Source organism: Membranihabitans marinus (genome assembly GCF_019802045.1).
Taxonomy (GTDB): domain Bacteria; phylum Bacteroidota; class Bacteroidia; order Chitinophagales; family Saprospiraceae; genus Membranihabitans; species Membranihabitans marinus_A.
Map to the genome: position 1 here is coordinate 89,878 of NZ_JAHVHU010000016.1, position 23,320 is coordinate 113,197.

The window sequence follows — 23,320 nt, forward strand, 5'->3', positions numbered from 1 at the left end:
TAGTATTAGCGTGTTTGCCGGGGGTAATCAGGCCTGGTTTATAAGGTTCGGAAATATTCCAGTAGGGCCCGCGCTTCGTCTTCCGTAATGCGTTGATTCACCATGGGGACCCCTTTGAATTCAGTCAATAATTCTTTGGCTAAGTCGTCCTTTTCCAGCATCTCTGTGGGATTGATGATTATGTTCATAATCCATTCCGGCGACCGGCGGTCCAATATGCCCTGAGGTGCGGGTCCGACCATATTCTTATCGGCAATGTGACAGGAGATGCACTTGGTATCAAATAAGTTTTTACCGGCAGACACCATTTTAGAATCCACTTCCTCGGGTAATTTCAAATCTTTTACCGGTCCGATCCCCTTGTTATCCAGAACGACCCTTTGACTGGCCGGGATCTCCGTTTTCTCTGCTTTTGGTTCTGTCTTAATATCAGAGCTTTTGTCTTGTAGGTCAACAGAGTCCTGGGTGCCTTCATTCCACCAGGATTCGTGGTAGGTCCGGAATTGCATCCCGACGACAGTCGAGTCTGCGCTGGCGTTGTGATGGTGTTCTCGATCACTCCAGAACCAGGCCACCTTTTGGGCGGCAATACGTGCCCGCTCTTCAGGAGAAGTAAGAACGGTGGTTAATAACTCTCTGTTTTTGACATTAAATTGCTGATGCAACCAGAGCACTTCCAGGATCGGCAGCGCATTTTCTTTTTTCTGCGCATCAAGTTTGCGAACCCATTCTTGTGCTTTTGGAATGACTTCTTCACTGTTTCGTGCGCTCAGTTCAACCCGGGCTTGATGACGCACGCCATCTTCCGGACTTTTGAATAATTCCAGCAGATCTTCGACCGGAGCGCCGGCCACTTTTATGGGTTGATTCAAGGGACGATTTTTGGCAGTGATCCGGTACACCCGGCCATGGGCTTGATCACGACTCAAATCCCTCAAATTATAGGGCGAATGTGTGATCACCGCATTCTGCCAATCACCGAAATACAGCGCCCCATCAAACCCGATCACGCCATCGGTTGGGCGAAAGTTGGGATCCCCGGTATAATCTTTGGGTATGACGCGTGGTTTGGCTTCGGAATGCGGATTGAAAGTGGGGTCATCCCCCGTATACATCAGGTCTTCTACTTCAGTGCCTTCGACTACACCTTCGCCTTTGTAATCTAGTCGATAGCGTTTCATGCCCTGAAATCCAATGCAATTGTAGACTAAAAAATTATCATTGTACTTTTCCGGGAAATGGGCACTTGAAAGTATTTGATTCGACGTGACCGGCCGGACGGTTTGTTTGAATAAGGGACGTTTTTCAAACTCATTGACATCTGTGGTGGAGGTAACCGTCCTTTTATAATACACCTGGAACGCCCGGCCACTGGTTCCGTCCGTAATATACTGATCCCCCCATTTGTCAAAGCTGATCCCATGGGAATTGGGGGTGTTTTCGACCACGAATGAATAGTCAAAGGTTCTGGGATTAAATCGATACAGCCCCGGTGTACCTGATTCTTCACTTTTTCGCCAAGGCGTTTCCACATTTTCAAGTATAAAAATCCCTCTTTGGTAGTAAATGTAACCATCCGGGCCAAGAATCAGGTTATTCGCGGTATGGTGGGTGTCATCAGAACCTAATCCCCCGAATAATCGTATTCTAACATCCGCTTTTCCGTCACCCGTTGTGTCTTTCAGGAACAAGATGTAAGGGGCAGAGACGACAATCACGCCTCCGTTCCAGAATTCAAAGCCAGTGGGATTGTGCACATAGGCAAAGGTGTTTGCTTTGTCTGCTTTCCCATCCCCGTCTTCATCGGTCAGATACACCAAGCGGTCGTTCATCGGCGTCATCGGTTGCCATTTGGGGTAATTGCCCCAGGATGCCACCCATATCCGCCCTTGGGTATCTACTTGCAGAGCCACTGGATTGACGATTTCCGGAAATTCCTTTTCACCCGCATATAGATTGACTTGCAAGTCCTCCGGAACGGTCATTCGGTCGATGGCTGCTTCGGCATCGATGTATTCCACGCTTCTGGTGATGTGTGTTCCTGTAATCAGCGGTTCTGGTACGTTGCTGTCGTCGATGTCAGAGCGACTTCCGGTGGTCGGGTCGCCATCGGCTCGGGCCCAGATTATTTTATCGCGATTTTGTGTCAAAACATCAAGCATCTCCAACTCCCGCTGAAGGGTTTCATAATTCCCGTCTTGAGTGGAACGACTCCCCCATACATCGTTACCGCTGGTTGCCCGGTATTTCTGAAACCAAAAGTCATTTTTCTCAACGACCATATGGCGTAAAGAATCTAAGGATGCATCGTCTACGGTCGGCTTTTGGCCAAATAGGGTTTCGGAGATGTATTCAGCCACCAATTGATTACCCAATTCATTCAGGTGGATGCCATTCATGGTCAGTGGAGCTTCCTGTGCTTCATACATTTGTTTGGTAGCTGAGAACAAATCTACAAACAGGACTCCTTTTTCTTCTGCAGCCTCCGCCATGGCATGGGTATAAACTTCAAGACGCGCGTTGTTTTCGCTGCCGTCCGGGAGATACGATTTATGGAGGTTTTCATGGGCTATCGGTGAAAAAAGGACCAGGCGGGGAGTGTTGACTGAATCATACTTTTGTCGATGAGAATATTCGATCCATTCTGTGACCGTTTTTTTAAATTCCTCTGGTTGGTTATCGTACGATTCATTGTACCCGAAGAATGCAAAGACAATATTGGCCTTTACATCGGTCAGGTGTGCATGACTATCACCAAAACCCTGGTGAGCCCGGGGGCGGTAATGAATTTGATCCCCGGAATACCCCAGATTCCGAAAAACCAAACTGTCTCCCGGATGCGCCATCTGGATATAACTTTCCAGCCAGCCGTCGTGCTGCATTCGTTCCGCCAAAGCATTCCCGATTAAGGCGATCCGATCCCCTGGGTTCAATTCAAGTTTTTTATTTTTTTCCGGAGAGCAGCCGAGGATGAGCATCATACCCGTTATCAGAGCTACTAAACAGCTTAAGTGTTTTTTGGACAGTGTATTCATAGTGATCATAAAAATATTCATAAATAGTATAGTCATTTTGACTTAATCATCGTACAGACCTAAGATCCCTAAATGCCTTGCCTGTCTCAGCATGAGCAGAACGGATGGATTAGAGTAAAGACGGTGCGATCGCCCGCCAACAAAGTTTCGGACACCTTGGAGACGGAGCAATGACCGGTCTGAAACACGGATTTTTCGGGTATCGAATACCATAGATCTGGACAGAACCGAGACTACGCTTGGTTTTTTAAGCCTTGGATCTAAATCATTAATTTCTGCCATTATTCTATTATCCATCGATACCAAATTCCTTTAGCAAATTGGGAACATGAACTCTTTTGCCCCCTTTTAATTTGCTGTGGTGAGCCGCTGTCATAAAAGCATATATTTCCAGGGTCTCCTGTGGTGACACAGGTGGCGTATTGGTTCGGAAAAATTGTGCAATTTGAACGACCAAGGGTCGGTAGCCGTCGAATCCACCCAAATCCAGCGTCTCATCGTTTAAAAAAGCAGTTCCGCCATACCCACTTCGTCCCTTCCGTTGACCTCGAAAAACACCAATCCGGTCATTGTTCCAGCGGCCCGTCACGACATCGCCGATTTTTGGATCTCCGGTATACCATAGCTCCCGGCAACCCGTACCCATGACCGTATAAAGCATTTCTACCCCATGAATGCCATACCAATACAAGTCGGTGTGTCCGGGTTCCAGAGGGGCGGGGCTGTATGTGTTAGCCCCGAGCACCTTGTTCTTTTTAGTAGTATTAATTTCCTGAGGAAGCGAACCGTACCGGAGGGAGGAAGAGGAAAAAATGGGTGTCTTATAACTTGATGCGGCTTGATAAATATCAACCACCCCACGCAGGTCTTCTGCGACGGGTTTGTCGACAAAAACCGGTTTCCCGGCTTTTAACGCCGGTAAGACTTGTTTCATGTGGGGCCTTCCATCGTTGGTTTCGATTAAGATTCCGTCCACCAGTTCCAGAAGTGCTTCCATGGAAGATACCGTCCGAACCCCCGCTTTTACTACGGTCGTTTTGTAATTCAGTAATTGTTCGTCAGTAAATTCCACGTCAGGATTACCAGGAGGATGGTATAAGGCCTCGATATGGCATCCTATCAAATCTTCTTTCTTATTCGCATCATTTAAGAAAGTCGAAAAGGCTGCGCTGTGGGGAGAAAGTCCGACAATCCCCAGCTTTAGAGCGTTTTGAGAGGTCACCAGATCCACCTTATTTAGTTTATTCGGAATATATTCTATTCCATGCTTTGTGCCTTTCATGGTGTTTTGGTTCAAAAAGCCGATTTGATTTTGTGATTTACTAAGGACCAATTACTGGTTTAGTCCAAAACCCTATATTACGATAATTTTCACATAGTTTTACCTTTCTACTGCAATTTTAAAAATGGTTGGTCCGGAGGGTGTCATCATGGAGGTGTAGGTGAAACTCAGGTACTCTCGGGCTACGTTTAGTTGGTATGGGAGTCTGTTGATCTGTTTCGCAGGACCTTGAAATGGCAAATCTAGCTAGGGGGGGGCAAAGATCGGTAATATTCTTTGATCTATGAATCTAGAACAAACCGGGGGCGAGGATTAGAATGATCGTGTATACAATCTTTAAGTCTGTTTCGGACCGGAGTGTTTTTAAGGCCGAATGAAGGTGATTTTTGACCGTATTGGGGGAGAGACCAAGCTTTTGAGCGATGCGTCGGTTGGACAAGCCCTCTTTTTTGCTGAGCGTGACGATTAATCTTTGCTGAGGGGTAAGACTTTGGACCTGAATTAATTGGTCAAAAAGTTCGCTAAAGTACTCATGGTCAATTTGACGCTCTATTTCCGGTTTTTGAGAATGGGAAGGACGATTTGAATTTTTCCAGTCAGCAATGAGGCTTTCCCGGTATTCCTTTTGATGAGCGGCCTTGCGAAGGTGATCGATGACCATGTTTTGGGCCATCCAGAAGATGTAGCTGTTCATATTCTGGATATCGACCAGACGGTTTTTCTTCTGGCACAGTTTGCAAAAAAGATCTTGGGTAAGGTCGGCGGCCAGCTCACGACTCCCCAGACTACTTACAAAAAAGCCATAGACTTTGTCTCGGTATTCTTGGAATATGGATTCAAGTAATGGCACGCTCATGTTGATCTTCTCTTTTCAGCTTAAAAGCCTTCGATTCATGGGATACAATATAAAGTTAATTACTTTAAAAAAAAATTAAAAAAATTAGTATCCGGTTGTTTCTGAAACGTCTTATACACCAACACATCTGCAATAAGGATTTTTCACCGAGTTCAGATGAATACAAATAAAAATTGGTTTATGTCCGAAGAGGAAAAAATAAAGCACCTATATCATAAGTACATCAATCGCACTTGTACTGATGCCGAGTTGGAGGAGATGTTTGAACTACTTAAGAAAGATGGGAATATCGGAGGAGTACGGTCTGTGCTTCGGCAAAATTGGGAAGAGGGTGATAGTTTGGAAGAACTCTCATCACTGGACTGGAACACGTTTCTTCAAAGAACGAATCAAGTAGATAGGGAGGAGGCGCCGGCTGCACCAAAAATGAAAAAATGGTTAGTTCCTTTGAGTGCGGCTGCCAGTCTTCTGCTGGTGTTGGGTGTAGCTGCCTGGTTTTGGATGCACCGGGAAGTTATTACAATGTATGAGACCCGATACGGTGAAGTGCAAGAGATTGTCTTAAGTGATGACAGTAAGATTCGGCTGAATGCTAATTCAAAGTTGTATTGGAACGAAAATTGGCAGCGGACAGGGAGGCGGGTAGTGCGTATCGAGGGTGAAGCTTTTTTTGAGGTGGCTCATCGAAACGGCAATCCTTTTTTTGTGAAAACGGAGGACTTAACGGTGAAAGTGACGGGGACCTCTTTTAATGTCACCAATCGACGGAATGCCACAGAAGTTTTTCTCGAATCAGGCGAGGTGGTTCTTGAGCTCCATCAGGAGGACGGCTCTGAGGGGGAAGCTGCCAAAGGAGAAAAATCAGGGGAACATTCCTTGAAATTGATACCCGGGGATCAGTTCAAATATTCAAATGCCACCAGGAAATTGGAGCAAAAGAACAACCGGACCATCGAGCAGGCTGCATCCTGGAAGACCGGAGAGTTAATCTATAAAAATGTGCCGTTGCATGAGGTGTTGCAGGAACTGACCGATGTGTACGGAAAAAGCTTTGTGGTGCAGGATTCCAGTTTATTTGAGAAGAATGTCGACGTGGGGCTGCCTTATTCTGACTGGGAGACGGTCAAGAAACTATTGAAATTTACGATTAATGCAGAGATGAGTGAAAATGAAAATAAAGTAACCATAAAATAGTGATGGGGAAACTCTCATGTTGCTGTTGCCGCAGCGCATGTTGTGATGGTAAGTATAACTCCACAGGATATTTCCCCGATCACCTGATTTAATAATTGTTCTAAAAATTAAACGAAGATGAAGGTACGAATTTTACTCTTATCAAAGCTGAGAAAGCTATTGTTGTTCGTAGCAATGATTCTTTTTCTCGCTCACCACTCACTCTCAGCCGGGGGGACAGATATAGAATACCATCCGGGATTACAGGAAATGACGTTGCTGGAAGCCATTCACCACATCAGTGATCAGTACCAGGTATTGTTCAATTATGACCGGGCTATTGTGTCGGATATAAAAGTTAATTATGCACCGGTCGCTGGGCATAATGTTGATGAAGCGATAATGTCGGTTTTGAAGAACACCGATCTGAAGTATCAGATGTTTAATCATCGATACGTGGTGATTTATAAGAATGATCAAGAAGGGATAGAATCGTTGAAGGAGATGATCCATCATTTCCAGAAAATCGTAGATGATAAGGATCAGGAGATAGTAACTAGCAGACAAATGGAGCATGTCTCCCGATTGATTACTACTCTGCCACATGACTTATTAAACCGTAAAGCTTTAGCGTTTTCCATCCAAGGAACCGTGGTCGATCAGGAAGGAGAGCCTCTAATTGGCGTAAACATACAGATTAAAGGATCAAATAAAGGAACAGCAACAGATGTTAAAGGCCATTTTGCATTGGAAGATATCGATGAAAATGCGGTTCTAGTAGTGTCGTATATAGGTTATCAGACACAAGAGGTGCCAATAGCAGGAAAATCAACATTAAACATTACGCTCATATCGGATACGCAGTTGCTGGATGAAGTGGTGGTAGTGGGGTATGGAACGCAAAAGAAGGTCAATGTGATTGGTTCTGTGACAAGTATAGATGAGAAAGAAATTACCGCTTCTCCAATTTCAAAACTATCAAATGCATTAGCAGGAAGGTTGCCTGGTGCCATTTTCATGCAAGATGGTGGTGAACCTGGTAATGATGAGGCGTCAATATTAATCCGAGGAAATTCAACACTTGGAAGTAATAGTCCATTGGTTGTAGTGGACGGTATTCCGGGAAGAGACATAAATTCATTGCATCCCAATGATATTGAAAGTATTTCTGTACTCAAGGATGCTTCTGCAGCTATCTATGGCGCCCGGGCAGCAAATGGTGTTATTTTAGTGACCACAAAACGAGGCACATATAATGTCAAGCCTAAATTGACTTATGGATATTTTGAGGGGGTTCTATCTCCTACGATGTTGCCTGAATTGACGGATGCTCCGACCTATGCTCAGATGATAAGAGAAAATCAATCTTACAGGGGAGTAGATGAATCAAATATGTTGTATTCAGAAGAGGATATCGAAAAGTTTAGGTCTGGTAATTATCCCTGGACCCATCCCAATACGGATTGGTACGACATGGCTCTCAAAGACTTTAGTTCTACGAGGCATCATGATTTATCTATATCGGGAGGATCAGAGAGTATTAGTTATTTTGCTTCTTTCGGGAAACAGTTTGATGATGGGATCTATACAAACTCACTTACTTCTTATGACAGATATAATGTAAGAGCAAATCTTGACTTTAAATTGAATGATTATATAACCATTGGATTGGATATTTCAGGAATCCAAGAAAACAGTATTTATCCGACAAAATCAGCAAGTGCTATTTTTAGATCTTTGAGAAGATCCTACCCAACTCAGGCTGCATTGTTTCCGAATGGCCTCCCCGGACCTGATATTGAATTTGGTGATCAACCTATGGTTTCTGCCTCGGATGCGACCGGATTTGATGACAGAAAAGAATATAGAAGTAATAATGTTTTCTCAGCCAATATTAAAATTCCATGGATAGAAGGATTGAGTGCGTCCGGTTATTTTGCCTATGATACCTACAACAGGAAAAGAAAATTATTTCAAAAACCGTGGACTTTATATAGTTTTGACAAAGACTCCTATTTAGCTGATGGGAATACCGGTATAGAAGATGGGTCTGATTATCTTGTCGGAACAAAACGAGGATTTTCAGAACCACGAGTTACCAACTATTCCAATAACAATATTGCCAAGACGTTCAATTTAAAAGTGGACTATAATACCACCCTAGCTCAGAACCACAATTTGAGTGCGTTTGTAGCTTATGAACAGTATGAAGGCAATAGCGGAGGGTTTACCGCCTATCGAAGATATTTTGTGTCTGATCGGTTACCTTATTTGTTTGCCGGTGGAGATGAAGGAAAAGATAACGATGAATCGGTAGGGATTGGTGCCCGCCAAAATTACTTTGGAAGAGTTAGTTACAACTTTAAAGAGACCTATTTATTTCAGTTTAGTTATCGAAGAGATGGTTCATTAAACTTTTCTAAAGAAGCGGGACGATGGGGGAATTTTCCCTCGGTGTTAGTGGGTTGGAGGCCTTCTCAGGAAGCCTGGTGGCAAAACAATATCCAGTTTGTAAATTATTTTAAACTCAAAGCCAGCTGGGGTCAACTTGGAAACGATATCGTATCCCCTTTTCAGTATTTAACAAGATATGGATTTACTACAGGTGTGCCACTTGGTGCGTCAAAAGGTTATGTGCAGGGGTTAGAACAAAGAGGATTTCCCAATCCCAATATCACGTGGGAAGTAGCTAATGTGTATAATTTTGGGTGGGAATCCCAGTTTTTGAATTCCAGAATCGGTTTTGATACAGATTTCTTTTTTGAGCGCAGAAACAACATTTTGGTAAAACGAAACCGATCGGTTCCAGAGTTTACTGGAATATCGTTGCCTGATGAGAATTATGGTATTGTTGAAAATTATGGATTTGAATTTCAGCTGCATTATAATAAGCCGCAAGGAATATTTAATTATTTTATCTCGGCAAATATGGCTTATGCAAAAAATAAAATCGTAGAGTTTGATGAGCCGGCAAGATCTGTCCCCTGGCAAGTACGTACTGGGTTACCGCAGGGTACCCAGCTTTTATACCATTCAATCGGAATCTTTCGGGATGAGGAACAAGTCAATTCTTTGCCGCATGTTACTGGAGCAAAACCCGGTGATATCATTATTGAAGATGTGGATGGTGATGGAGAAATCACTTCAGATGACAGAAAATTATTCCCTTTGACGACCATTCCAAAGCTGACCTTTGGATTGAATTTGAATTTTTCTTATAAAAATTGGGAACTTCGAGGACTCGTACAGGGCCATGGGCGAGCATTACGATATATCTATGATGATTCGCGTGCAGGATCTGCAGGAAATTATTTTCAATATGATGCAGAAGATCGATGGACTCCCACAAATAAGGATGCCAGTAAACCAAGAGCATATGAATGGACTGAAGAGTACTGGAGAGATTCGCATATTACGGATTATCATTACACCGATATTTCTTATGCACGGCTGAAGAACCTTCAGTTAAGCTATCAATTACCTGAAGCCTTGATCAGTAAAGTAGGATTGAAAGAAACCCGCCTATATGTATCTGGACAAAATTTATGGTTGATATACTCTGGCAATAAAATAATGGATCCTGAAGCAGGTGGAATGGGGGCATATCCTATAATGAAAGTATTAAGTCTGGGTGGGCAGATCACATTTTGAATATTAAATCACAATAGTCATGAACTTACTAAGCATATTAAATTTTAAAACTATCATCATTTTAATGGTATGGGCATTGTGCGCTTGTAATAGCAGCATATTAGATAAAGATCCTCAGGATAGTTATTCAGATCCTGTTGTTTTCTCCGACCCCAGTTTGGTGGAATATTATTTAAATGCCATATATAATGATGTGGAATATGGCTGGAATCAAAGGGGCCATGGATACCAGACAGGTGTGTTTGTCGCAGAAACTGTGACAACGAAGGGTGCAGAACACACGCCCTATGACATCAGCAGCATTGGCCCCGGAAATCTGGGTCCAGACAGAGGTAATTTATCTTGGCATCACTATTCCAATATCTATAAATTGAATTATCTTTTGGCTAATATTGACCAGGTTGTTGAGAATGCCAATGAAAATGAGAAGGAAAGTATCACCGATCAGGTTAATATCCTCAAAGGAGAAGCTTTTTGTTTGCGGGCAATCTTCTATCATGATATATGCCGTGCATATGGAGGTGTTCCGTTGATCAGTGAACCTGCTAATCTTGGGGATGACTTTTCCAACGTCACACGCAATACATTTGCTGAAACCATCGATTTTATCGTCAATGATTGCAACGAAGCTGCAAAATTATTAAAGCCCAAATCGGAATCCATTATGGGGCGGGCAAATAAGGAAATAGCTATGGGCGTTAAGTCCAGGATGCTATTATTTGCAGCCAGTGATTTAACAGCTGACGGTACTGCTCCTAATGAACTTTTAGGTTACCCCAACCCTGACCGAAATAAGCTTTGGCAAGCCGCGAGAGATGCCGCCAAGGAACTCATTGATTTGGGAACATTAGCATTGGAAGATTTTGGCGCTCCGGATCAAGAATTAGCTTCCAGAGGATATTACGATTTATTCCGATCCTACGATTTAAGCAGTAATGAGATTATGTGGGGTAGGATGCATTTAAAAGAAACTGGTACCAGAATATACACGAATCGGAGATTGGGCCCCAATGGGAATGGATGTCATGGAAATAATAGTCCCTATGGAAATTCTGTCGACTTATACCAAATGGAGGATGGATCCGATTTTTTCGACCACTTTGAAGTAAATGCAAATAAAGAGTACATTAACAAGTCAAATAAATTTAATAATCCCAATATTTATAAAAATCGTGAACCGCGTTTTTATGCGACGGTGTTATTCGACAGTGCTATATGGCAGCCCCGGTTTCCCGGGTTAGCGGATCTTGATCCAGTAGGTATTTATGATCGCCGAACTAGAATTACCATTGAAAACGGTGAAGTTGTTAATGAGCGGTTTGGAATTGATTCAAGACAAGGGCCTTTTACTCCATGGAACGGCACATATACTGGATACCTGTTAAAGAAATTCACCGATGATGCTGTTATAGGTCGCGATGAAGCCAATGAAAACGTTATAATTAGAATGCGGTATCCCGAAATTGTGTTGAATTACGCGGAGGCTCTTATTCACCTTGGTGATATATCGACCGCTTCGCAATATATTAACAAAGTAAGAACGAGAGTTGGACTGCCACCATTTGTGGGAGACCCTTTAAAGGCCTTGAAGTATGAAAGAAAAATAGAATTATTTGCAGAAAATGTAGCATGGTATGACATCCGAAGATGGAAAGAGCTGGAAGAAAACTTTGATCAAGACTTATATGGTGTCGATATCAAAGAAATAACAGAAGATGGTGTTACAAAGACAACCTGGAGGCAAGTTGAGGCAGCACCTCGAAAAACGTTTTCTGAGAAACTATATTGGATGCCGATTGAAGATGATGAGATGAATAAAGCACCACAATTGGTTCAAAATCCAGGTTATTAAAATTTAAATTATCAAGCCCAGCATGTACTTCAAAATTATAAAAAACTTTCATACTGATTTGATTTTAGTGATGGCCATTGCAACTATAACGTTGAACATCCAGGCACAACACCCTATGGTAAATTATTCAACAAATAATCAAATCCAATCAACAGATTTGACTGAAATCAATCCACCTAAGGTGCCCTTCAATAAAAAGCCGATTGTAATTACGGGTGCTCTCCTTATCGATGGGACAGGAGGTAAGGTTACTGAAAATTCTGTTGTAATCGTTGATAGAAACCGAATCATGGCCGTGGGCGGGAAGGACGAGGTGGTAATTCCTGATGATGCAGACCACTTTGATGCTTCAGGATATACGATGTTGCCGGGGCTCATCGATGCCCACTTTCACAGTACCAACAACAATGAACAACTCCAGATATTGTTGAAAAACGGAACGACTTCCTTCAGAGACCCTGGACACCCGTTTCGTTTTTATCAATCCCTTAATTTTGCAGATAAACCTTTGCCAAGAGCATTTCTGACCGGTGCACATCTTGATGGTTATCCAGGAGTGTATAAAGATCAGGCAGCAATGATTCAGAATCCTAACCATGCACGTGAAGTGGTTGGAAATCATTTTAGGCAGGGTAGTTCAGGGATCAAGATATATTTTCGATTACCCTTGGAGTTTTATGACCCGATAATACAAACCGCACATAGGAACCACATTCCTGTATTTGCGCACCTGGAATTGGTTAGAGCTGACGATGCAATTCTGGCCGGATTGGATGGTATAGAGCATGTTACTTCCTGCGGTACGGCTTTGGCGGATCCTGCTGAAGTTCGGATATTTCAGGATACGGTATGGAAAAACAGTAATGCGCGCCGCGAATGGCGATACCGGTTATGGTCCACCATTGACCTGCGAGAAAAAAGGGTTAAAGATTTGATCGATCTGATGGTAGCAAAAGGTACTTTTTTATCACCTACTTTAACGGTTTTTGAGAGGAGGACTGGAGACAAAGGAGTAAAAGATTATGAAGCGAAAGGCTTTGCGAATATGTTGGAATTCGTAGGGATGGCCCATGCAGCTGGCGTAAAAATAGTCATCGGCTCTCACAATTCCGGCCCATATGCTCAGCCAGGAATGGCTTATCAGCGGGAGATGGAATTGTTTGTCGAGGCAGGGATGACTCCTATGGAAGTGATACAAAGTTCTACCTTGCTCAACGCCCATTACTTTAGGTCAGTCGGCAGAATAGGAAGTATTGAAAAAGGAAAATTGGCTGATCTAATTTTAATTGATGGAAATCCACTGCAAAATATTTCTGTTATGAAAAATATAAGCCATGTGATGCTTAATGGGGGATGGGTGAAGGAATGAGTCTGTAATGCAGCATGTTTATTGAACCTCGGGAGAGAGAGCCGAGGATTTTGCTCATGAGACATGCAGTCGGTATGAAGCGAATGGTCCTAGTGCTATATAATTCTGGACATAATTTTTAAAAATATATAAAAATGACTCATCTAATATCCTTAAGGAATTTTTACTTGCTTGCTTGTTTGTTGTCACATTTGACCGCTTACAGTCAAGGCAATATGCTTTGTGTTGGACATCATTGGACAGAGGATGAAGCAAACTTAAAAATGAAGGAATTTGCTACAAAATGGGATGACCAGCAATCATGGCAAGAAAGAGCTGATATGATCAAAATGGGTATTATTAAAGGAATGAAGCTTGATCAAATGCCGAAAATAGAGGGTGATTTTAAAACGAGAATTACAAACTCTCGAAAACTTGATGGTTACATCGTGGAAAATATCGTTATTGAAAGTTTTCCAGGATTTTATATCACAGGCAATTTATATCGACCCTCAGATGTTAACAAAAAGAACGCCGCGATACTCTCCCCACACGGTCATTTGAAAGATAAACGATTGACGCACTATGTACAAAAGAGATGTGCTGTACTAGCTCGTATGGGGGCAGTGGTATTCGCTTATGATATGGTGGGGCATGGAGATTCTCAACAAGTTGATTCTCATAAAATGCCAATTGCTATGCTACTTCAGACTTGGAACAGCAAAAGAGTGTTGGAATACCTGCTCTCACGATCTGACGTTGATCCGGAACGGATCGGAATGACAGGTGGTTCCGGTGGTGCAACACAAACCTTTATTATGACGGCTTTAGATGACAGAATAAAGGCTTCAGTGCCTTGCGTCCAGGTTTCCGCCCACTTCTTTGGTGGATGTGTATGTGAAAGTGGAATGCCCATCCATAAAAGTGTACACCATCAAACCAACAATGTCGAAATTGCTGCACTATGTGCTCCACGGCCAATGTTAATAATTTCCAACGGTAACGACTGGACCCACAACACACCACGTATAGAATACCCTTATATTCAAAAGATTTATGCCCTATACAATGCAGAGCATAAGGTTGAAAACGTTCATCTTCAGGCTGAAAAGCATGATTATGGTTATTCAAAACGAGCTGCAATGTATAATTTCTTTGCCTATCACCTCAAATTGGATTCGGGGAACCTCGAATGGAGTCCTACGGTAAATGAAGATTTTGTTACCATTTTGCCAGAACATCAATTGCGGGTTTACGGGGAAAGTAATTTAATCTCTGCTAATGCTCTGATAGGCGATGAAGCTATTATTGAGTATTTAGAATTAAACTAAAAATTTCGAGCATTAGCTGATATGACTTTTGAGATACCCACTGAATTGCAAATAACACGTTTTAGCTTTGCCTCTAAAGGAGGTTTCGTTTCCGAAGAATCATATGTTTTCTATCCAGCGAAAGTAAGAATTCATTGGTGAGAATTTAAAGAAACTGGTGCACAACCAAAATGTCAAAACACTGATGTTTAATATTCCCCATGCTGGTTATGTTTTTAATTTATAGCTTTTGATTTTTACAGATGCAATGAATGTCTGAATTAGTCCCAATGGATGAGTTGGATCGAATTAATTGATGACCACATTATAGTTACACTGAAGGACAAATGTCCTGGCGTTTAGATCACGCAGCAATACCCTATGATCATCGGTGGTCTACATAAAAGAGGAAGCAGTGATGTAAGGGAGTGCAACCACGTTCAATTTCATTAGTATTTGAACCTTCATGCGAGGTAGAATTGCAAATGCCGGTTCCATTAATAGCCACAAAAAAGTATCGCTTTTGGCTACCTTGTAAAAATTATTCCCAGAAAGCTCACCCGTTGGATAGAGCCATCTTCATGGTATTTTGATTTTAGCCAGATGAAATTCCCCTCATGCTAGATCGGTCTCCGTCAGCGTTTGATAATACTATATTGACATCTTGTGATAGGATTTAATTGACTTGCGTGATTGCGTGCTGACAAGTAAAAACTGGATATCTGTCAAAAAATAAATGAAAAATATGGTTTAAGCTAATTGTAAAATACTTGAAATCAGGCAGGTATGATTTGATGAGAAGTCAATAAAGTTTTCGTGAAAATCATCTGAAAACAGTGTTATGTCAAATTTATAGTATAAATGCAGGCGTTTTCCAACCATTAAGGAGTCATTAAATTCAAAACGATGTACTATATTTATCATAATTATTCAGGCGATAGATTGACGATAACCTTAAAATTACTGTCTTTTATATTGATTTCTTAAACCTACTGCGCATGTCAGTATAGTATTAGATGATGAACCATGAAAAAAAATCAAGTTAAAGGTATTTCCTCACATTTAGGTGGGTTGAAAATTAGAAAATGTTATTTACTGTTACCACTCTTTCTAGCTGTGAGCTGGGTAGCCCATGGTCAGAGCGATGTATCGGGGCACGTGACGGATGACTCCGGCGAACCCCTCATCGGTGTGAATATCCAGGTAAAAGGAACGAACACCGGAACAACAACGGATTTTGATGGTAATTTTGCTGTCTCAGATGTGGATGAAAATGCTACACTGGTTTTTTCCTATGTGGGCTATCAGACCCAGGAAGTAAATGTAAATGGACAATCCACGATCGATGTAGTCATGAACAGCGATGCTTTTGGTCTGGATGAAATTGTCGTCACTGCACTGGGAATCTCACGAGAAAAGAAAGCACTAGGGTATTCCGTAGGTGAAGTAGGGGGCGAAGAATTGAACACCACCCCCCAGGCTGGTGTGCTCAATTCGATGCAGGGTAAAGTGGCCGGTGTGCAAATATCACAAACCTATGGGGTCAAAGGCTCTTCTGTGAGTATGACTATCCGCGGCGCATCCTCTCTGAACTCCGACAATCAACCCTTATTTGTAGTGGATGGAGTGCCCATTGCCAATACTAAAAACAACCAATTTAATCAGGCGGACCTCGGTAATGCCGTGGGAGATTTGAATACGGATGACATCGAATCAATATCTATATTGAAAGGTCCCAGTGCGGCAGCCTTGTATGGTTCCCGCGCTGCGAACGGGGTGGTTCTTATTACCACGAAGTCCGGAAAAGGGCAAGACCAGGGTATAGGAGTAAGTTTTAATTCTTCCATTATTACAGATAATCCGTATAAATACCTGCCTGTTCAAAATGAGTTTGCCTCAGGACAAGAAGGTGCCTTTGTATTTGAAAATGATGCGTATGAATTTTGGGGACCCAGACTGGACAATGGGTTCATTGCTCAGCAAAGAAACCAGGATAGTCCACAAGAATTGGTCTCTCATGAGAATAATATTAACCGTCAGCAAGAATTTTATCAAAATGGCTGGACCCAATCGAATAATGTGGGCATTACCGGGAATTATGATAGAGCCAATTTTCGCGTTTCCTTGGGGAACTACGATAATAAAGGCATTATGCCCAATATTGGGTTGAAAAAAAATAATATCGGCATCAATGGAACGATGAATCTGACCGATAATTTGGACGTGACGGTCATGACATCATTGAATCAGTCGAGTTCGGATAACCGACCAAATAATGACGATAGCTTCCTCACCCCCACGCGAGCTATTCTGACCATTGGATCACAGGTTGATATGGAACCTTACAAAAACCCGGAAACCTGGTGGATGGAAGGTCAGACAGGTGTTGTGCAGCGCCGATGGAAAACCAGATGGAATAATCCATACCTGATGCAAGAGTTGGCCACCACAGCATTTAAGCGTACTCAGGCCTTATCGAAAATACAAATGAGCTGGGAGTTTGTTAATAATCTTCGCTTCACAGCAAAATATATGCGAAGTCAATCCAACCAACGAGCGGTCAATCAACGACCCTGGGATACAAATAATTCACCGAAAGGGAATTTTGATATCCAGAACTCCAGTTTTAGAGAGCAAAATTGGGAAGGACTATTCTCATACAATCAAAGTATTCTGAGTGATTTTGACCTTCAAGCGAATTTTGGTGGAAATCTTCGGCACAATTATAGAGAAAACTTACACAATTCGACCACCAACCTGGTGATTCCCGGGTTGTACAATATTAACAATGGCGGGCCTGGTTCGGTGGTGTATACGAACTTTTTGAGCGAAAAGAAAGTGAACAGTCTTTTCGGTCAGGCTTCTATCGGATACAAACGAATGATATATCTGGATATGACGGCAAGGAATGACTGGTCCAGTACACTGCCCAAAGATAATCGGTCCTACTTTTATCCATCGGCATCGCTGAGTATGGTGGTCAGTGATATGATGGCCATGCCCGGTTGGATCACCTATGCCAAGCTCCGTGCAGGATATGCGCAGGTAGGGAACGATGTGGATCCATATCAACTTCAGCGTTACTATAACTTCGGAGAAGACTGGGGAGATGCGAAGCGAGCCAGTATATCAAAAGTAGCGAAGAATGCACAGTTAAAACCGGAAATAGCGATTTCGAAAGAAATTGGTGTGGACTTGTCTTTGTTTGATAACAGAATCAGTTTGGATGGTACCTATTATGTGATGGATAATAAAAATCAGGTGTTGGGCATTAGTACGCCGATTACATCGGGGGCGTCGCGGAAGCTTATCAATGCGGGGTTGGTCCAAAGCAAGGGCTTAGATATCACGTTGAGCACTTCCTTGATCCGACAGAAAGACTTAGCTTTTGATCTGAGTTTGAATTTTGCCCGAAACAGGACCAGTATAATAGAGCTTGCTGAAGGCATTGAATATTTTGGGTACAGCAAAGGATATGCATATTTCTATACCTACCCCGGGGATCAAGTCGGCGATATATATCAAGCTCCTTACTTCAAAGTAGAGGATCCCAATTCTGAGTACTATGGGCACGCCATTATCTTTGGTAACGGCAAACCTGAAAGAGATCGAAATCCGGATCATTTTGAGAAAATTGGTAACTACAATCCCGATTTTATCATGGGAATCAACCCGAACATTCAATACAAAAACTTCAGCCTGACAGCCGTTTTTGACTGGAGATCTGGTGGAGAGTTCTATTCAGAGACCTTGAGACAGGGAAAGAATGATGGACGATTCCCGGAGTCTATTAATGGTAGTGTTGATTATGATCCCAATAAGGATATCGTTCAACAAATCAAAGATAACCCGGAAAAATACTCCCATGAATGGATTGGAGGACGCGATTCAGAATATGGTGGTTTCCCGTGGCAAGATGAAGAAACCAGAGAAGCCAGAAGTTATATAAATGCCTCAGGCGAACGGGTATACGTGAATGATGCGAGCTTTGATGTGGGCGTCAGACAAGATGGCAACGGTGGATATATCGAAAACTTTGGTGGACCGGGAACCATCTGGCTCAGTCCGTATCATGCGCAAAAGGGCGCAGATAGATACTTGGCATCGGCCAACCTTTACAGTGCAACTTATCTTAAGATGAGAGAAATATCACTGTCGTATCGATTTCCAAAAACCATTGTGAATCGATTAAAACTGCAAAACTTGTCTTTATCTCTGTTGGGTCAAAATTTATTTACCTGGACAAAACACAATGTATTTATCGATCCGGAAACGGCTTATTTCAACAGGGGGGCAAATGGCAGAGAACCCGGGTACGAGTTTTATTCTGTGATCCCCTATACCAGAAGTTTTGGTTTGAAATTAAATGTGGCGTTTTAATTATAATAAACAATAATCATGAAGAAATTAATAACAACAATATTGTCCATAGCATTCATGGCAATGTCAAACTCATGTAGTGACTTTGATGAAATCAATGTAAGTCCCAACGATGTAAGTACGTTGTCACCAAATTTTTTATTGAGCACGAATACTAAAAATTTAGCCTTTCAGTACAGTGCTTTTGGCTATTGGGGATCCAAGATTCCTTCCATGCTGCAATATTACCAAGTAGGTGATGGGTACAAATCAGAGGAATTCAATGCTTTGTTTTGGGTGCCTGGAAGTCACAGCCCCTGGGAGGGTTTATACGCCAACTTAGTGGATGTACAAGCCATGCATGATCTGAGTGTGGAAGAAGGCAATGTATTTACCGAGGCGGTCTCGTTGGTGTACCGGGCGGTGTTTATCGATTTGATCACGAAGATATATGGTGATGCACCGTTTTCAGAGATAAATCAGTTGGATGAAGGGATCGTTTTTCCCAAATATGATCGTCAAAAAGAGATCTATGAAACCATACTGATCGATCTAAAAACAGCAAAAAATATGATCGAGGGGATTCCAGGTTCTGAAGTTCCGGTGTTGGATGGGTATGATTTGTTGTATGATGGTGATAAGGGGAAATGGATAAAGTTTATTAATTCACTTCGGATCAGAATGTGCATGTTGCTGAACAATAAAAAAGCAGAATTGGGAGTAGATGTTGATGCCGAATTTAAGGATGCAGCCCAAAACGTATTCACCAGCAGTGATGATAATGCTGTATTGCATTATCTCGGGAGTTCCAGCGGAACATCGTTTCGGGGTGGACCATTTAACGCATCAGAATTAACCTATGCCAGAAGGGTATCGCTCGACTTTTTGAATAGTTTGAGAGATCAAGACGACCCGCGAATGTATCGATGGCTACGTCCCGTCGAAAAAAAGTGGGATAGAACCATTGATGCGGAAAAAACAATCGAATACACTGATCCGCTTGGCCAAATGTTTTCCGTAACTAAATTGCCTTACCCCAGTGGATATGATAATTTGGATACCAATCTCTATGTAGGAATCCCCGTGGGAAATAAGGATTCCTGGACATCCTATAATGCAGGGCCGCAGGCTTCATCCGTAGAACCCAAAACGACGCCTTTCAATACCCGTCTTGCAGAGATGTATTTTCAAAACGCCAATGAATATGTAGGCATGGATATCATCACCTATTCGGAAGTTGAGTTTATATTGGCAGAAGCTGCGGCGATCGGAGCTTTTGGAGTCAGTGATGCAGAAACTCACTATAAGAATGCTATTGCCGCATCCATGGGTGAATGGGGAATTTTCGAAGACTATGTCGGAGGTTTTGATTTTGATGATTTCTATAGTCAGGAAGCGGTTGATCTCAGTAAAGCTGAAAACCCGCATGAACGCATTATGGAGCAAAAATATATATCCATGTTTTTTAGAGCGGAACCCTGGTTTGACTGGCGTAGAACTGGTTATCCGGACTTTGAAGCGCCCTACGACTCTGATCAGCCTGTGTTGCCAATTCGATACCATTACAACACACCCAATCCACCGGATCCCCAATACGTGGCAAAGTACAATGAAGCCGTTGAAAGATTGGAAAAAACCGAATACGTGAGTGCACCGACAAAAGATGATCCTCGATCTCGAATGTGGTTATTGCAAGGAACGAATAAACCTTATTAGTAATCATGGAGGATGCCTAAAAGGATTCATGATTTGGATTTGATCACGATGAAAATTAAAAAGTATTACGTGTTATGGGTAGGGGTACTGTTCATGGTACCTCAGTGGGGATATGTTCAGAATTTTGGATCGCGTGAACATGTCATGAATAGATTTGCGACAAATTCATCTATTCTCAATTATTGGGAAGAGCAGAACCCTGTGTTGAACCAGTTGTTCTTGACGGCGGAAACCATTCTCAGCGATTCGAAAAACGCTGATTATTCCGACGTAATTCGTGATGTGACCTATCAAAAGATTATTCGCACTAATCATATAAGAATCCTGGGTGGCCCTATGCTTGGAGATGTAAAGTCAGATGGCGTTTCCATATGGTTGCGAACAGCCCTGCCGGCCTCGGTTAGCATAAGAGTTATGAACGCATCCTTCCAAAAAGTTTACGGTCCCCAAGAGACATCGGTGTCAAGAGATCTGACCACGGTTTTTAGAATAGAAGGGTTGGAGCCAAATCGCCAATACTTTTACAGCCTTAATGTCGATGGTGAGATGGTATCTGCTTTGGAAAAATATTCATTCACCACGGCTCCTGCCGAAGAATCAGCTGACTCAGTGCGCATCGCCTTTGGTTCCTGTCCACATCGATGGGGTGTTTGCATTTGGAGAATTAACCCTTTTTCCCAATGGGGATAAGCCTTATTTTATTTATCGGTTGATCAAGGAGGATGGGGAAATTCTGTATGAAAAAAAGGTCTACCGAAGTGCCTTAGTCCCGAATAACTTTTCGCCAAAATAACCCTCCTTAAAGTATTTTAAGCATAGGAAGGTGCAAAGTAACTCCACAGAACAAAGAATTTTATATTTTCAAGCTCCTTGGATACTATGGCAATACTCTGGTCTTGATGGGCCGGTGGTCTTGATCCATCTATTAAATAGCGCTTACTCGAGCGGACATCAGAACAATTGCGGTTTAATTGGTTGGTCAAAGATAAGTCATCGGTAAGCGCCGATCTTTTTAATAATTAATACAAACCCGAAGCCTGTTCAGAGCGCTTATAATAGATTGTTTCCTTTAATTCACAGAAGGAGCTTAGGTGTTCTCTTATTCTTGATCTCATTATATTCCTTTCCAAGCTGGGCTCAAAATAACGAGAATCTAAATGTCTTATTTATTGTTTCGGACGACCTCACAGCTTCCGCAATGTCGAGTTATGGCCATGAAACCGTCTCAACTCCAAATCTCGATAAGTTAGCTTCCGAAGGTGTGCGTTTTTCGAGGATGTACAGCCAGTACCCGATATGTGGTCCCTCCAGAGCATCTTTTATGAGCGGACTTTACCCCGAAACAAACGGTGTAATCAAGAATGATGATCAACCCGGAAGTTACCGTCGCATAACTAAAGCACTGTCCGATCATCCTTCCATGGCCGGCTTTTTTCGAGAGCGGAATTATTTCACAGCCCGGGTATCAAAAATTTTTCACATGGGTGTTCCGGGGGGCATCGAACGGGGTGATCCAGGCGGGGATGATCCTGATTCCTGGGATTATGCGTACAATGTTCTGGGCCCGGAAACTCTCAGCCCGGGTTCACTGGAATGGCTCTCTCCAAAAAACCCGCATTACGGCGGGAACTTTTCCAGGATGATTATACCGGATTCTCTGCAAGGAGGCCAAACTGATTATTTAGCTACTAACCAAGCGATTGCTATCCTGGAAAACAGAGCAGGTAAAGTGCCTGATCATGGAACGAACAAACAGCGTATCAAACAGGACGCACCGTTTTTCCTTGCGGTAGGATTCGTCCGGCCCCACGTTCCACTGGTAGCACCTGAGAACTGCTTTGCCCCCTATCCAGAATATGAGATGGAACTTCCCTCGGTTGTTATCGGGGAAAATGTGCCGGAACCAGCCCTGCGGCGCACAAACGAGAAGGTTTTTGGAATGGATAAATCCCAACAAAAGAAAATATTAAGTGGGTACATGGCCAGTGTTCAATTTATGGATCAACAGGTCGGGCGTTTGCTGGATGCGCTGGACCGGTTGGATCTTAGAAAAAATACAATCGTAGTTTTTATATCTGATCATGGATACAATCTCGGCGAACACCATTGTTGGTCCAAGATTTCCCTCTGGGAAGAAAGTATTCGGGTACCTGCTATTATTTCAGTTCCTGGGAAAAAGTATGAAGAGCACTATGGCAGTATGGCAGATCAGGTTGTCGAGTTAATCGATCTGTATCCCACCATGACCGATCTTCTCGGTTACAAGGCAGAAACACCGGTTATCCTTCAGGGTGAAAGCTTGGTGGCAACTTTGGATGGTTCGTATGAAAAAAGTTTTACTGCAGACTATGCGTATACCATATCCTACCAAGGTGAGGCTGCTTCCTTGCGGACTGACCAATGGCGATATACCCGGTGGGGCGAAAATGTGGAAGCGAGCAATGAAGAATTGTATGATCACGTCACTGACCCTGAAGAACATCGGAACTTGGTGGGCGACCCGGCGGTGCAAATGGTTTTAACTCAGTTGAGAAATAAGATGAATAACGTTCGGAAGCGTTCCCGAAGCATATTGGGACAACCTTCCAGGGATGATTAACAGTGGCCGCTGACAGAGACGTTTTGCGATTTGCGATCAAAAGAAAAGGTCATCCCATGGTGACCCGATATAAAAATAACTGGATAAAGCCGATATTGTCCGATGGATGAAATTTTTGTGCTTAATATTATAAATCAAC

At 42.7% G+C, this 23,320-nt stretch carries 12 protein-coding genes; 9 read left to right on the top strand and 3 right to left on the bottom strand.

The features are described from left to right. Nucleotides 1-38: 38 nt before the first annotated feature. The 3 genes from KUV50_RS15950 to KUV50_RS15960 form a co-directional block, all read right to left on the bottom strand. Nucleotides 39-3,056, bottom strand: a complete 3,018-nt coding sequence (locus KUV50_RS15950; RefSeq protein ID WP_222581182.1) for a PVC-type heme-binding CxxCH protein — start codon at nt 3,054-3,056, stop codon at nt 39-41. A 268-nt stretch (nt 3,057-3,324) separates the two neighbouring features. Further along, the gene (locus KUV50_RS15955; protein ID WP_222581183.1) at nt 3,325-4,317 is read right to left on the bottom strand and encodes a Gfo/Idh/MocA family protein; all 993 of its coding nucleotides are present in this window, start codon (nt 4,315-4,317) and stop codon (nt 3,325-3,327) included. Nucleotides 4,318-4,606: 289 nt separating this feature from the next. Continuing rightward, on the bottom strand, nt 4,607-5,173 hold the full coding sequence (locus KUV50_RS15960) for an RNA polymerase sigma factor (RefSeq protein ID WP_222581184.1): 567 nt from the start codon (nt 5,171-5,173) through the stop codon (nt 4,607-4,609). 180 nt (nt 5,174-5,353) lie between these two features. Between KUV50_RS15960 and KUV50_RS15965 the strand changes: the two genes are divergently transcribed. The 9 genes from KUV50_RS15965 to KUV50_RS16005 all read left to right on the top strand — a co-directional run bounded on the left by KUV50_RS15965 (nt 5,354) and on the right by KUV50_RS16005 (nt 23,181). Continuing rightward, the gene (locus KUV50_RS15965; protein ID WP_222581185.1) at nt 5,354-6,367 is read left to right on the top strand and encodes a FecR family protein; all 1,014 of its coding nucleotides are present in this window, start codon (nt 5,354-5,356) and stop codon (nt 6,365-6,367) included. Between the two features lie 117 nt (nt 6,368-6,484). Beyond that, complete coding sequence (locus tag KUV50_RS15970) at nt 6,485-9,997, top strand: SusC/RagA family TonB-linked outer membrane protein (protein WP_222581186.1); 3,513 nt, start codon at nt 6,485-6,487, stop codon at nt 9,995-9,997. 19 nt (nt 9,998-10,016) lie between these two features. Then, nucleotides 10,017-11,849 carry a RagB/SusD family nutrient uptake outer membrane protein gene (locus tag KUV50_RS15975; RefSeq protein ID WP_222581187.1) on the top strand — a complete coding sequence of 611 codons (1,833 nt, stop codon included), beginning with the start codon at nt 10,017-10,019 and terminating at the stop codon, nt 11,847-11,849. Nucleotides 11,850-11,871: 22 nt separating this feature from the next. Next, complete coding sequence (locus tag KUV50_RS15980) at nt 11,872-13,218, top strand: amidohydrolase family protein (protein ID WP_222581188.1); 1,347 nt, start codon at nt 11,872-11,874, stop codon at nt 13,216-13,218. A gap of 134 nt (nt 13,219-13,352) precedes the next feature. Next, the gene (locus KUV50_RS15985; protein ID WP_222581189.1) at nt 13,353-14,528 is read left to right on the top strand and encodes an alpha/beta hydrolase family protein; all 1,176 of its coding nucleotides are present in this window, start codon (nt 13,353-13,355) and stop codon (nt 14,526-14,528) included. A 1,050-nt stretch (nt 14,529-15,578) separates the two neighbouring features. Beyond that, the gene (locus KUV50_RS15990; protein WP_222581190.1) at nt 15,579-18,887 is read left to right on the top strand and encodes a SusC/RagA family TonB-linked outer membrane protein; all 3,309 of its coding nucleotides are present in this window, start codon (nt 15,579-15,581) and stop codon (nt 18,885-18,887) included. Between the two features lie 18 nt (nt 18,888-18,905). Further along, nucleotides 18,906-20,582 (top strand): SusD/RagB family nutrient-binding outer membrane lipoprotein, encoded by a 1,677-nt coding sequence (locus KUV50_RS15995; protein ID WP_222581191.1) that lies wholly within the window; start codon nt 18,906-18,908, stop codon nt 20,580-20,582. Between the two features lie 12 nt (nt 20,583-20,594). Further along, nucleotides 20,595-21,272, top strand: a complete 678-nt coding sequence (locus tag KUV50_RS16000) for a PhoD-like phosphatase N-terminal domain-containing protein (protein WP_222581192.1) — start codon at nt 20,595-20,597, stop codon at nt 21,270-21,272. Nucleotides 21,273-21,687: 415 nt separating this feature from the next. Then, nucleotides 21,688-23,181: a sulfatase gene (locus KUV50_RS16005; protein ID WP_222581193.1), complete on the top strand. Its 1,494-nt coding sequence runs from the start codon at nt 21,688-21,690 to the stop codon at nt 23,179-23,181. Nucleotides 23,182-23,320: the final 139 nt, after the last annotated feature.

Excerpts from the sequence above, each read along its gene's own strand:
- KUV50_RS15995 (WP_222581191.1), top strand. The coding sequence starts at position 18,906 with ATGAAGAAATTAATAACAACAATATTGTCCATAGCATTCATGGCAATG.
- KUV50_RS15985 (WP_222581189.1), top strand. The coding sequence starts at position 13,353 with ATGACTCATCTAATATCCTTAAGGAATTTTTACTTGCTTGCTTGTTTG.
- KUV50_RS15960 (WP_222581184.1), bottom strand. The coding sequence starts at position 5,173 with ATGAGCGTGCCATTACTTGAATCCATATTCCAAGAATACCGAGACAAA.
- KUV50_RS15975 (WP_222581187.1), top strand. The coding sequence starts at position 10,017 with ATGAACTTACTAAGCATATTAAATTTTAAAACTATCATCATTTTAATG.
- KUV50_RS15970 (WP_222581186.1), top strand. The coding sequence starts at position 6,485 with ATGAAGGTACGAATTTTACTCTTATCAAAGCTGAGAAAGCTATTGTTG.
- KUV50_RS15955 (WP_222581183.1), bottom strand. The coding sequence starts at position 4,317 with ATGAAAGGCACAAAGCATGGAATAGAATATATTCCGAATAAACTAAAT.
- KUV50_RS16000 (WP_222581192.1), top strand. The coding sequence starts at position 20,595 with ATGCCTAAAAGGATTCATGATTTGGATTTGATCACGATGAAAATTAAA.
- KUV50_RS15950 (WP_222581182.1), bottom strand. The coding sequence starts at position 3,056 with ATGAATATTTTTATGATCACTATGAATACACTGTCCAAAAAACACTTA.
- KUV50_RS15965 (WP_222581185.1), top strand. The coding sequence starts at position 5,354 with ATGTCCGAAGAGGAAAAAATAAAGCACCTATATCATAAGTACATCAAT.
- KUV50_RS15980 (WP_222581188.1), top strand. The coding sequence starts at position 11,872 with ATGTACTTCAAAATTATAAAAAACTTTCATACTGATTTGATTTTAGTG.